Source organism: Microcoleus sp. BM001215392 (genome assembly GCF_036700185.1).
Taxonomy (GTDB): Bacteria; Cyanobacteriota; Cyanobacteriia; order Cyanobacteriales; family Microcoleaceae; genus Microcoleus.
In genome coordinates, this window is the sequence record NZ_JAUBOJ010000205.1 from 1 (window position 1) to 13,062 (window position 13,062).

Below are 13,062 nucleotides of genomic sequence, written 5' to 3' on the forward strand. Positions count from 1 at the left end.
TGGGGTCAATGCTTCAATCTAAAATCTCAAATCTAAAATCTAAAATCGATTGACTGGTAGCCCCAAGATCCCGCGCTTGCCGTAAAAGAGCTTATGGATGGGTGAAAAAATCAACAATTCTACTCCTTGGGACACAGGGAGTCTGCCTCGAAGATAAGTAATTATCTTGCTAGTGAGTACCACCTTCGGGTGAGTAAAACCTACGGAGGGAGGATAAGACCAGCTTAGGGATGGCTCGCGTTGAGGCTCTCCCGTTGAAAGAGGAAGCCAGCACTCTATTTGTTTACAAAATGAGTGTCGGGTATGTCACGCTGATAACTAGACATTTGGTGAAAAACAAGTCTTGGGCAGGCCGAATGCTTGCCCCACAAGAGTTTTGCCAGATGTCTAATGACTGCTGACTACTGACTAAGGACTAATTATGTTCGATGTTGTGGCGATCGGTGCGGGGATGGCGGGGCTGATTTGTGCTCGACAGTTGCGTCTGGCTGGCTATTCTGTGGCGGTTGTTGAGAAATCTCGCGGCCCGGGCGGACGAGTCGCTACTCGCCGCGTACATGGCACGAGGGCCGATCACGGGGCACGCTATTTGGAGCCGCAGGGGGATGCGGTGCAGGCGTTAATTGATGTTTTGGTCGATCGCCAGCTCCTGAAACTCTGGACGGATAGCGTGGGAGAATTCCGACAAGGAGTAGTATCATCTATCCCGACTTCTTGTTATGTCGCACCTGCTGGAATGAATGCTGTCGGTAAGTATATCGCAGAGGGTTTAGACATTTTGTACGGCCGCCGCGTCACAGCGATTTCTCGTACTGAGAGTGAAATGTGGCATCTTTCTCTGGAAGTTACCGACGACAATTTAGAGCTGCCTCAAGAATTGATTGCTAGGGCTGTGGTGGTGGCAATTCCTGCTCCTCAAGCTTTAATGTTTTTGAATTCAGAAATTGGTTTGTCCTCGGATTTTATTGACCAATTGCGTTCGGTAGATTACGACCCTTGCATTACAGTTATGGCTGGCTATTCTGCGGAACGAAATTCTGATTTGATCGATCTAAATCCGCAGTGGAAATCGGTTTCTTTTCCCGATGATTCTGATTTAGGTTGGATTGGACTCGACAGCAGCAAGCGCAGCGACTCTCAGCAGCCTGTGTTTGTGGTTCACAGCAGCGCTAATTTTGCCGATCGCTATTTAGAAGCTAGTGATTTGAATATTATCGGCCAGCAATTGCTCGATCGCGCTTCTGAACATTTAATGCCTTGGCTCAAGGAGCCGGAATGGTTGCAGGTTCACCGCTGGCGCTATGCTTTTTGTCGGAATCCTTTACCTGTTTCTTGTTTGGTGGCCCAAGAAACTTTGCCGTTGGTTTGTGCGGGGGATTTGTGCGGGGAAGGTCAAATTGAAGCTGCTTTGCGATCGGGAGTAGCGGCGGCTGTTTGGGTTGATTCTCAATTGGAGGATTCGCCCCTATCAATAAGTTTGTAGTGAGGACTTTAGTCCTTTCTTAGATGAGGACTAAAGTCCTCACTACGAACATATCAATAAGTTTGTAGTGAGGACTTTAGTCCTTTCTTAGATGAGGAGTAAGGTCATTTAATTGTGATGGATATAGCGATTTATAAAAAACGGGAAAATGGCGATTAAATCCATTCTCCCATGTTTTTATTTCTGTGCTGTTTCCTGCTTCTTTAAAGCTTGTTCTTGCATCTGCAATAATTCTGGAACTGTTACAAATTTGTACCCTTCCTTTCTCAGTTTAGCAATAATATCCGGCAAAGCTTGTACGGTTCTCGATCGATTGCCGCCGCCGTCGTGCATCAACACAATGCCACCCGAATTTGCCTGCCGCATCACGTTGTCCATCAACGATTGCGTCGCAGTCCGCCAATCTAAAGAATCAGCAGACCACATGATAACTGCATAATTTTTCTTCTGTGCGTAAGCTGCCAATCCATTGTTTAAAATGCCTCCTGGCGGCCGAAACAGTGATGTTTTTACCCCCGTCACTTCCTCAATTAATGATGACGTGCGATCGATCTCGCGAGCCGCACCGTCTTCGTTATATTTAATGTATTGGTGGTTCCAAGTGTGGTTGCCGATCGCGTGACCGGCCGCCGCAACTTGTTTGCCAAGTTCGGGATATGTTTGCAGGTATCTTCCTACCCAAAAAAATGTAGCCTTAATATTGTTTTTCTTGAGAATCTCTAGGATTTGTCTAGTAGTTGTCGGCCAGGGCCCGTCGTCAAATGTCAGGGCGATCGCCTTGTGCTGTTCGTCGAGTTTTGCCTGACGCAGCATGGTACCTTTCAACTGGGATGGTAGGGATGATTGAAAACGACTTTCCTGCTGTTGAGCTAGGGCCTGTTGGGAAACTTCAACTCGATGGGCGATCGCTCCTGCGATCCCGCTAACATTAGATATCAGTTTTGGTTCTGGCGAAGATACTGCCAAGACTTGTGGCTGCATCGGTGGCGCTGGTTGATTTCCCCGTAAGTTCATCGGCAACGTCACACCCAGCAAAAAACTGCCTGCGGCGGCCAGAAAAGCAACGATTATTTTTTTTCGCCACCTCAAGAGCCGTTTGATTTTTGTCACGTCATTCTCTCCTTCACACCTTGCACAATTAATTCTAGATTTTATGTTGATATCAGTTAGTTCACTTTAGAGCATAATCTTAAATCAGATTGTCCCTAGAAATGTTACTCCAACTAACCGATCGCAGGGAAGTCCGGCAGGATTAACAAGTTTAAGAATTTTCAGCGAGAGTTCCCCTAACCGCTCAAAACGGGGAATAGTGGCAATTTTCCGGAAGGTAGTTAAATCCCGTTAATTGCACGTTCTATTATATATAGTTAGGGACTCAGACCCCAAAGCCGGGCCCCTAACTGACACTGGGCGATCGCCCGCCCCAGTGTCTTCAAATTAACTTTTAGGGCCGATTCTCTCTTGATACAAGCCGACAATCCGATCGATAACTTCGTCAACAGTCAGATTATCTGTTTGAATTTCCACAGCATCGGCAGCTTTGCGCAAAGGTGCAATCAGGCGGGTGCTGTCCTTGGAGTCTCGCAGAGCGATGTCTTGTTCTAACTGAGCCAAACTAATCTTAGCCCGATCGGCGTCTTTAAGTTCTAACATCCGCCGGCGCGATCGCTCTTGTACCGAAGCTGTCAAATAAATCTTCAATTCCGCATCGGGAAAAACATTAGTTCCTATATCGCGGCCTTCTGCGACAATCCCACCTTTTATACCGCAGCGCCGCTGTTCATCTACCAGAAACTGCCGCACAGCGGGAATTGCCGCCATGGACGAGACGCGAGATGTCACTTCCAAACTGCGAATTTCCTCGGTGATGTCTTCGCCGTTAATCTTCAGCATGAAAGATGCCGGATCGAGATTGTATTCCAAATAGCTGTAATTGATTAATTCGGCGATCGCGCATTCGTCGGAAATCGGCGTGTTTGTTTTCAAAGCCAGCCAAGTCAGCGCCCGGTACATCGCGCCGGTATCCAGATAAAATAAGCCCAAAGCTTTTGCTGCTTGGCGAGTTACCGTAGATTTGCCAGCGCCCGCCGGGCCGTCGATCGCCACAATTGGCCTGCGGTTCCTGAGAATTATATTATCAATCAAGCGAGTAGAGCCAACTCTGGCTGCTACGGCTAAAAGTCCCGCTGTTTCCACCACCTCCAACGGCCTCAGAGTGTCGGGATCGACGAGTTCGGCGTATTCGAGCTTAACTTCGGGTTCTCGGGCGACTTCGGCGCGCGCCGCAGCGAGTGCGGTAGCCGAGGTGCGGTCGCCTGAGGTAAAAGTTTTTGAGGCTTGTTGCAGCGCGCGGAAGAGGGCGCAGGCTTGCTGTTTTTGCTCTGTTGTTAAATACTGATTCCGAGAACTCATTGCTAGTCCTGACTCTTCGCGGACGATCGGGCAAGCAACAATCTCTACAGGCAAGTTAAAATCCCACGCCAGTTGGCGGATAATTGCTAGCTGCTGGGCGTCTTTCTGACCGAAATAAGCTTTTGTCGGCTGCACCAAACTCAAAAGTTTGGTAACAATTGTCGCGACGCCTTGAAAATGACCGGGCCGAGACTTGCCGCACAACACCGATGTCATCGCGGGTGGCGGCACTACTTGAGTTAAGGATGAAAGTTGAATTTGTGTTTGGGCGGTTTTGTCGGTTGCAGCAGGCGCGGCGAAGCTATCCCGTAGTGAATCGCCCCCTGGGTTCCCAAACATTTCTGTGGCTGGGGGAGCAAAAATCGCATCAACCCCAGCTTGTTCGCACAGCAGCCGGTCTCGATCCAAATTTCGCGGATAATCTTGAAAATCTTCTGTCGGGCCAAATTGCAGCGGGTTGACAAAAATGCTGACTAGGACGATCGCATTGTCTTGTCTTGCCCGCTGGATCAAGCTTCCATGTCCGGCGTGCAAAGCTCCCATCGTCGGCACCAAACCGACACTCACGTGAGGTGCAGCAGACTTTTGTGAATTTAAGTAGCAGCGAAGTGCTGCAATGCTAGTAAACAGTTGCACCGATACAATCTCCTGAAGGCATTCGGCAGAATGCAGAATTTTTGAATCACAATTTGTTGAATCTGACATCTGGCAGCGATGTTAGCAACAAGATCGCGTACAAGAGAGCGCGACTGTGGCAGCGGGTGCCAGATGTCACTTTTATCTCACATCTTGCACCATTCTCGCTTAACAGGCCCGACGGCCTGTTAAGCGAGAATTTAATTTTCTTGTGGGATGGGATCTTATAGCCCGTCCATAAAAGGCTTCCACACGAATGGTGCCAGATGTCACTTTTATTCTACTTTCTGCCTAAAGTTCGGATAACTTTTGTATTGTGCCTTACCCCAACGACGGAGTTCGGAGGGCGATCTGTCAACTGTCAACTGTCAACTGTCAACCGTCAACCGTCAACCGTCAACTGTCAACTGTCAACTGTCAACTGTCAACTGCTGTTTACTGTTTGGATTCGATTACTTGGATTTCCACTCTCGCAACGCCGCTGCTCATCATTCCGAGCACGTTGGCTGCGCCGGCCGACAAGTCAATCAGCCGATCGCCCACGTAGGGCCCGCGATCGTTAATCCGAACAACTACCGAGCGGCCGTTGTCAAGATTTCGCACCATGACTAGAGTGCCGAAGGGCAAGTGGCGGTGTGCAGCAGTCAAGGCATTTTGGTTAAAACGCTCGCCGCTGGCGCTGAGGTTGCCGTCAAATCCCGGGCCGTACCAGGAAGCCCAGCCGCTGAGCCGCACTTGAACTGGGCCCAAAGATAGCACGGGGGCTTCTGGTTCGGGTTCGGGTTGGCCTGCGACTGCTTCCAAGGGTGGGGCGTTGCCCAGGAGGCGGCGGAGGCGATTGGTTACTTGCAGGGCATCTCGGCTGAAGTTGCTCGTGGTGTCGGGGAGGATGTTTTGAGCGTTGATGCTTACCAAATCTTCGCCGTTTGCTTGGATTATGTAGCGATCGCCTGTTTCCCACTTCACAGTAATGCTGTTGGGATCGATGTTGTTGCGGGTTAGCTGGTTGAGTCTTGCTGCTAAGCTCGATGCCCGCCACATTGGATCTGGTTCTTGATTGGTGGAATTGCTGGCAATGTTTCCGGCTGGGGAATTTTCTTTCGCGCCGGCTACCTTTGACTGACTGCTCGGATCTGCTTTGGTATCGGCAGTCGATCGGATTTTGGTGTTGGTTTCCTGACTTGGGTTCAGAAAGGTGATGACTGGAATATTTCGCACGTAGACTGTCGCTGCTTGTTGCCCGTTCAAGTCGTGGGGCTGAATTTTGACGATCGAGTCTTGGTCAATGTCAGCTCTTGCTTGGTACTGATACTGTCCAACTTTTTGTGCTTCGGCCCGAGTTGCGTTTGACTGCGGGGACGGTTGGGTGGCAATTACTTGCTGCTTTGAACCTTGAGAGTTTTGCTTTACGACATCTGTGGCTTGTGCGTGACAAGAAGATGCCGTTCCTACAACAGGAACTAACAGGACAGCGAGTAAACCACCAACAAATTTTTCCTTCATACGTCCAATTTTGTGAAGAGCCATTGCCAACCGAGATTGGAGGATCAGCCAAAGGGCTGGAGGCATCAAGGATTTTTCTTGATTCCTTCGCCATTCCCCCGTGAGTCAAAGCAAAGTATCGGGGTGCATTTTTGCTTTAATGCTTCAGCCCCAAAAAAATTTGGCTGAAACTTCCCTGACATTTGACAACTCATACTCGATCCGCAATTTGTGTTTTGGTAACGAACTGCAACAGACTACCACAAACTTTTGCGCTTGGGGATCGCTGTTTCGATACATGGGAGCAATAGTGTTCAAATCTTCTCAGAAGTCGGTCTGATAAAATCCTTTAATTGCAGTGGTTTCAGCCAAATTTTGAATTCCAGAAAAATTTACAAAAATTTACAAAAAATTTGCTGATTTTATGAACGCAGAAGGGTTAGCCTAAAAAAATCTGTTTGTCAAGTATTTAAGGTTGAGTTCGCAACCAAATGGATACTTGCTGTGAACCCAAAATTTTAGACTCTATTCGAGATCCCAGATCCAGATCTCGTTCAACGTTGGCGTTTACCTGGAAGTCTAAAATCCTCAATCCCCAATCTCAAATCCAAAATCTCAGATCCAAAATCCAAAATCGACTGACTCTTGGGAATAAACTAAAACTTACAAATGGATTTGGGGGACTTATGGATTATCGAGCAGCAGGTGTAGATGTTGAGGCCGGCAGAGCTTTTGTCGATCGCATCAAAAATACAGTCAAAAGTACCCACCGATCGGGAGTTTTGGGCGGATTCGGCGGATTTAGCGGGTTTTTCAGCGTCCCCGAGGGTTTAAAAGAGCCGGTGATGGTTTCGGGCACTGACGGCGTGGGAACTAAGTTGAAATTGGCCCACGATCTCGATCGCCACGACACAGTAGGAATCGACTTGGTGGCGATGTGCGTCAACGACGTACTGACATCCGGCGCCGAGCCCCTCTTTTTTCTCGATTATTTAGCAACCGGAAAGTTAAACTCCGAACAATTAGCTGGGGTGGTGACAGGGATTGCTGACGGTTGCAAACAAGCGGGCTGTGCTTTGCTCGGAGGGGAAACCGCAGAAATGCCCGGTTTTTATCAAGCCGGTGAGTACGATTTGGCTGGTTTTTGCGTGGGAATTGTCGAAAAAAGCAAATTGCTCGACGGTTCGCAGGTACGGGTGGGAGATGTGGCTGTCGGGCTCGCTAGTTCCGGCGTGCACAGCAATGGTTTTAGTTTGGTGCGAAAAATTGCCGGCGATTTGGGTTTTGATTGGAATTCTCAACCGGGAAAGTTGGGCGGTCAAACTTTAGGAGAAGTGCTGCTGACTCCGACTACAATTTATGTGAAACCAGTCCTCGAAGCAATTAAGAGCGGCTTGGAAATTCACGGTATGGCTCACATTACTGGCGGCGGTTTGCCGGAAAATTTGCCCCGCTGTTTGGGCCCCAATCAATCTGTGAAAATTGACAGCAATTGCTGGCCGAGTTTGCCAATTTTTGACTGGATTGCTGAAGCTGGCTCTGTGGCGGCTGCCGATATGTTCAATACTTTTAATATGGGTATTGGCTTTGTGCTTTTGCTCGATCGCCGGGAAGTTGAGCAGGCTGTTAAGTGGTTTGAGTCTCAGGGAATTGGTGCATTTGCGATCGGCGAAGTTATTGACGGGAACGGAGAATTGGTAATGGGCGTCGATTAATTTTAGTTGAATGAATTAAAAAAAATCGCCTTTTTTTTTCGGGTAAAATGCTTGACTCCTGGCAGCAAAGGAAGTACAATTAGATAATGGAAATATTGGCAATTTTAAAATCAAAGTTACCACTTCCATTATCTAAAATATACCACAAGAATTCGGGCCTAGTCAATAGGTAATACTTCTTTTTTAAGGCGGATTTTTTCACAAGCTTGGTAGAAACTCAGTTTATTTCACCATATAAATATTTGAACGATACATCGATCGCAGATTTGAGGCAGATGAACGCTGAGAGACACAGATAATTTCTAGAATAGCGATCGCCTGAATGCAATTCGAGTCTAATTTATTGACGGTAATGGGGAATCGATCGTTGGCGATCGGGCAAATATCTTGGGTGCTGGCGATCGCATCAATTGTCATGGTTTGCTGCGATCGCCGATCGCACAGACTTGACAGCGATCGATTTTCTGCACTAAGATAAAATATCCACCTGCCTCCCTCTATTGTTGAAACTTATTTCAACCAACTCTTTTAGGGTTCAGAGGGCGATCGGGAACCAGAAAACAGCAAAACACAGGCGTCCGCCTATCCTTAAAGAGTGCGGATTGCGGATCTTAGTAATCTCAACGCCAGCTCAATTATAAATTTCAAAAGTTGGGCGGTTAAATAATTGTTGCCGAGCCTGGTTTACGTCAAGTAAAACCAGTTAAAACTGCGGTGACAAGAAACAAAAATTTTAACTTTGTTAATAGCAGGAGCCACAATGTCAAAACTTTTTGACAAAAGTTTATGGTTTTGCCTAGCTTTTTTTAGTAACCTTTTGTTAGTAAAAAGCACAGTCTTTGCAGCAGAAACAACTGCCGCGCCGATCGTAATTCCTGATGCGCAAGAGCCGATCGCCCTTGCGGATACCCCGCCGCAGCTTGCCACAGAAACAAGCCCGCCAAATCCAGCCACCAAACTTCCCGCGCCGCCGGAAACAGCCGCCTCTAGCGAGACACCAGATACCTCAGAAAGCGAATTAACTGCAACCTCACCTCCCCCGGAGGCGCCAGTCATTGTCAGGGAGTTAAAGTTATCTGAAATCCCAGCAGCCCGGCCAGAAAAACCCGCAGAGCGATCGCCCGATCCCACCTTGATGGAGCAGGTGACATCCGTATCTCAACTGTCAGACGTGCGGCCCACCGATTGGGCATTTGGGGCGCTACAATCCCTCGTCGAACGCTACGGCTGCATCGCGGGATATCCAGACGGAACCTATCGCGGCAATCGAGCTTTAACTCGATACGAATTCGCCGCCGGCTTGAACGCTTGTTTAGACCAAGTTACCAAGCAAATTGGCTCGTCAACGGCTAATTTTGTCACCAAAGAAGATTTGGCAATACTGCAACGCTTGCAAGAAGAATTTGCAGCAGAATTAGCTACCTTGCGCGGGCGAGTTGATGCTTTGTCAGCGCGGACGAGCGAACTCGAAGCCAATCAGTTTTCGACAACTACTAAATTGAATGCAGAAACCATTGTTGCGGTGAGCGATACCTTCGGAAAAGGTGCTGTCGGTGATGACAAAACTGCTACAAACTTGGGCTATCGCGTGCGCTTGAATTTCGATACTAGCTTTACTGGAACTGACCGTTTGAGAACGCGGTTACAAGCAAGAAATAGTGCTCGGTACGATCGCACTACCGGCACTCCGATGACTCGCACCAACTTTGACGGGGATCGCGGTTCTCAAATCGTCCTCGATAAACTCAGCTATCAGTTCCTCATCGGTAACAGCACGACTGTGGAAATAGGCGCCACAGGACTTACTTCTGATGACGTAGCTCCTTTAATCAACCCTTATTTTGATAGCGCGGCTCAAGGCGCTATTTCTAGGTTTGGAGCGTTCAACCCCGCGATTTACAACACTCCCGGAGAAACCGGAATTGCCATCAATCATCAATTTAGCGATCGGCTGAATCTAACATTGAGCTATCTGGCAAATAACGCGGCTGACTCTACAAAGGGTAACGGAATTTTCAATAGCAGCTACGGGGCGATCGCTCAATTAACATATTCGCCAAGTTCCAATCTCGATTTAGCCTTAAGTTACGTGCGCAGTTACTCCCGCAAAGATGATGTCGATCTTTCCCTCGGTACCGGCAGCAATAACGCCAATCAACCATTCAATCAAAGTGCTACCAGAGGGAACCATTACGGCCTTCAAGCAAGCTGGCGGCCTTCGTCTCGATTTGCACTTTCAGGCTGGGCGGGATACGTAGACGCTCAGCAATTGTCAGACGGCGATGCGAAGGCCCGAATTTGGAACGGTGGGCTAACTTTTGCCTTCCCAGATTTGTTCGGAGAAGGTAATGTCGGCGGCTTGATTGTTGGTGTTCCGCCCAAGGTGACTCGCAACGATATTAAAGAAAACAAAGACAATGCTACTTCTATCCACGTAGAGGCTTTGTACCGCATCCAAGTCAGCGACTTTATCAGCGTTACGCCCGGAGTTTATCTGATTACCAATACCGATCACAATCAGGACAACGGTACAACATGGGTCGGAGTTTTGCGCACCAGCTTTACTTTCTAGAATCTTAAAAATTGTGTGCAGTGGACTTTTTCTTAAAGTTTGGTTTACGGCACAATTCTCTATCTTTAGTCCGGGACGCATCAATACCAAAGAAACCGGGTTTTTTACCTAATTTGTCGGTGACAACGAAAGATATTTGTAAAAAACCCGGTTTCTGACTACCCCTGGTTCCCGGACTATATCTATCTTTAGAATGGTGACTTGATTGCAAATTTTAGAATATTTTATACCCGAGGGATTTGTGAGGAAAATGCTGGATATGAAACGTTTAAAATTCCGATCGCTCCTGGTGGCGGCGATCGCGATCGCCTTTAGCTTAATTGCGATCGCCAGTTACGCCCAAGCCAACAAAACTTTAACCCTCGCGACTTCCCCAGACTACCCGCCCTATGAATTTAAAGATACGGCTGTTAGCGGCAACGAAATCATCGGTTTTGACATCGATATTGCCAAATATATTACTAAAGAGTTGGGCTACGAACTCAAAGTGATCGGCATGGATTTTAACGGCTTAATTCCCGCATTGCAGGCAAAAAGAGCCGATTTAGTTATGGCGGGAATGACTCCCACAGCCGAAAGAAAAAAAAATGTGGATTTTTCCGATCTTTACTACGAAGCTCAAAATACAATTGTCGCCAATAAAGGCAGCAATTTGACCAAAGCTGAAGACTTAACCGGGAAAAAAGTAGGCGTTCAACTCGGCAGCATTCAACAGGAAGCTGTGAAAAAAATGGCTGGGGTGCAACTCGCTCCTCTGAACAAAATTCCTGATATCATCCAAGAAATTAAAGCGAAGCGGATCGCGGCGGGAGTAATTGAGGATACGGTTGCTAAAGGTTATGCAGCAGCGAACCCGGACTTAGAATTTAATACAATTCCGAATACTCAAGAAAGCGGTTCGGCGATCGCATTTCCCAAAGGTTCGAGATTAGTTCCAGAATTCAACCGAGTCCTCCAGCAAATGAAAGCCAGCGGTCAAATTCAGGAACTAGCTACTAAATGGTTCTCTCGCCCGATCGCCGCTGAAGCAAGTCCTGCAAATCCATCTCCGGCGAAGGCTAAATTTAGGTTAGATTTTGGCAAAATATGGCCAAATTTACCTTATATTTTGTCCGGGATTTGGGTAACGCTCACCTTTACCTTGCTGTCGGCATTTCTCGGATTTCTCTGGGGAATCGTGCTGTCTCTGTTTAAGATTTCTAGCATTAAACCCCTGTTCTGGTTTGGTACTGCTTACACCTCGATTTTTCGAGGAACGCCGTTAATTTTGCAGTTGACTTTAGTTTATTTTGCAACGCCGCAGCTTACGGGCTATAATATATCTGCGCTGCAAGCTGGCGTGATTACTTTTTTTCTCAATTCTGGAGCTTATATTTCCGAGACGATCCGCGCCGGAATTCAAGCTGTAGATAAAGGTCAAAAAGAAGCCGCAGAATCCCTTGGCGTTCCCTACAAGCTGATGATGAGCGATATTATCTTGCCGCAAGCATTAAAAAATATTTTGCCTGCATTGGTGAATGAAAGTATTGCTTTATTGAAGGATTCAGCTTTGGTTTCGGTAATCGGCGTAGAAGATTTGCTGCGCCGCGCTACAATTGTGGGAGCAGAAAAGTATATTTACTTTGAACCTTTGATATTTGTCGGCGTAATTTATTATTTGATGGTGCTTAGTTTAACCTGGGGGGCCAATGTACTCGAACGCAGACTCCAAAGTAGCAGTTAAGGTCGATCGCCTGTATAAGTCTTTTGGGAATCTTAAGGTTTTGCGGGAGATTACCACGGAGATTCACAAAGGAGAAGTGATTGCCATTATCGGCCCTTCGGGGTGCGGTAAGTCTACTTTTTTGCGGTGTTTGAATTTACTGGAAGTTCCGACTTCCGGACAGATATACATCGACGGCGTGGATATCACTTTGCCGAAAGCCGATATTATGAAAATGCGGCAAAAAGTGGGGATGGTGTTTCAGCATTTCCACTTGTTCCCGCACATGACGGTATTGGAAAATGTCAACTACGCACCTGTAAAGGTGAAGCATATTGCTAAGAATGAGGCGCGTCTGAAGGGCTTAGAATTGCTGGAAAAAGTCGGTTTGTCAGACAAGGCGGATGTTTATCCTTCTAAGCTTTCGGGGGGTCAAAAACAGCGCGTGGCGATCGCCCGCTGCTTGGCCATGGAACCGGAAATTTTGTTGATGGACGAACCGACTTCTGCACTCGATCCGGAAATGGTGAAAGAAGTGTTAGATGTGATGAAAGCTTTGACGCAGACGGGGATTACAATGGCAATTGTGACTCACGAGATGGGTTTTGCGCGGGAAGTCGCCCACCGGATTTTGTTTCTCGATGGCGGAAAAGTCGCGGAAGATGTGCCGCCGCAGGAGTTTTTTAGTAACCCGAAGTGCGATCGGGCAAAGCAATTTCTGGAAAAAATGCTTTAATTCAAATTAACCTAAATTAACCTATTTTTACTTTATTTTCCCGCAGTTCGATCGATTCGCTATTCCCCGATTCCAGCGGGGGTTCAAACCCCCGCCGAGAGAGCGAAAGTCGGTTAAAACCGACTGAAAGAATTGGCGGAAATCAGCATCAATCCCAGTCCTCTTTGAGAGGACTTCCGCTTTCTCGACAGCGGGGTTCAAACCGCCGCCGAGAGAGCGAAAGTCGGTTAAAACCGACTGAAAGAATTGGCGGAAAGCAGCGTCAATCCCAGTCCTCTTTGAGAGGACTTTCGCTATGAGACAGGGGTTTTCAACCCCTGTCGG

At 47.6% G+C, this 13,062-nt stretch carries 10 protein-coding genes; 5 read left to right on the forward strand and 5 right to left on the reverse strand.

The window, feature by feature from the left end:
* Nucleotides 1-421 precede the first annotated feature (421 nt).
* A complete protein-coding gene (locus tag QT974_RS20575; protein WP_333470281.1) occupies nt 422-1,483 on the forward strand; it encodes an NAD(P)/FAD-dependent oxidoreductase in 1,062 nt (353 codons plus the stop codon).
* A gap of 177 nt (nt 1,484-1,660) precedes the next feature.
* Here QT974_RS20575 and QT974_RS20580 read toward each other — a convergent pair whose 3' ends face one another.
* The 3 genes from QT974_RS20580 to QT974_RS20590 all read right to left on the reverse strand — a co-directional run bounded on the left by QT974_RS20580 (nt 1,661) and on the right by QT974_RS20590 (nt 6,100).
* A complete protein-coding gene (locus QT974_RS20580) occupies nt 1,661-2,593 on the reverse strand; it encodes a polysaccharide deacetylase family protein (RefSeq protein ID WP_333470282.1) in 933 nt (310 codons plus the stop codon).
* 327 nt (nt 2,594-2,920) lie between these two features.
* Nucleotides 2,921-4,531 (reverse strand): bifunctional pantoate--beta-alanine ligase/(d)CMP kinase, encoded by a 1,611-nt coding sequence (locus tag QT974_RS20585; protein WP_333470290.1) that lies wholly within the window; start codon nt 4,529-4,531, stop codon nt 2,921-2,923.
* A gap of 435 nt (nt 4,532-4,966) precedes the next feature.
* Nucleotides 4,967-6,100: a septal ring lytic transglycosylase RlpA family protein gene (locus QT974_RS20590; protein WP_333470283.1), complete on the reverse strand. Its 1,134-nt coding sequence runs from the start codon at nt 6,098-6,100 to the stop codon at nt 4,967-4,969.
* A gap of 599 nt (nt 6,101-6,699) precedes the next feature.
* Between QT974_RS20590 and purM the strand changes: the two genes are divergently transcribed.
* A complete protein-coding gene (purM, locus tag QT974_RS20595) occupies nt 6,700-7,728 on the forward strand; it encodes a phosphoribosylformylglycinamidine cyclo-ligase (RefSeq protein WP_333470284.1) in 1,029 nt (342 codons plus the stop codon).
* Between the two features lie 222 nt (nt 7,729-7,950).
* Here purM and QT974_RS20600 read toward each other — a convergent pair whose 3' ends face one another.
* On the reverse strand, nt 7,951-8,145 hold the full coding sequence (locus tag QT974_RS20600) for a hypothetical protein (protein ID WP_333470285.1): 195 nt from the start codon (nt 8,143-8,145) through the stop codon (nt 7,951-7,953).
* 343 nt (nt 8,146-8,488) lie between these two features.
* Between QT974_RS20600 and QT974_RS20605 the strand changes: the two genes are divergently transcribed.
* From QT974_RS20605 to QT974_RS20615, 3 genes are all read left to right on the forward strand, one after another.
* Nucleotides 8,489-10,300, forward strand: coding sequence for an iron uptake porin (locus tag QT974_RS20605; RefSeq protein ID WP_333470286.1), 1,812 nt, complete (start codon nt 8,489-8,491; stop codon nt 10,298-10,300).
* Nucleotides 10,301-10,559: 259 nt separating this feature from the next.
* Nucleotides 10,560-12,023 carry an ABC transporter substrate-binding protein/permease gene (locus QT974_RS20610; RefSeq protein ID WP_333470287.1) on the forward strand — a complete coding sequence of 488 codons (1,464 nt, stop codon included), beginning with the start codon at nt 10,560-10,562 and terminating at the stop codon, nt 12,021-12,023.
* Nucleotides 11,989-12,738, forward strand: coding sequence for an amino acid ABC transporter ATP-binding protein (locus tag QT974_RS20615; RefSeq protein WP_333470288.1), 750 nt, complete (start codon nt 11,989-11,991; stop codon nt 12,736-12,738). The genes QT974_RS20610 and QT974_RS20615 overlap by 35 nt, the downstream gene beginning before the upstream one ends.
* Nucleotides 12,739-12,765: 27 nt before the next feature.
* Here the strand turns inward: QT974_RS20615 and QT974_RS20620 are convergent.
* The coding region (locus QT974_RS20620) for a hypothetical protein (RefSeq protein WP_333470289.1) at nt 12,766-13,062 on the reverse strand (297 nt) is incomplete at its 5' end.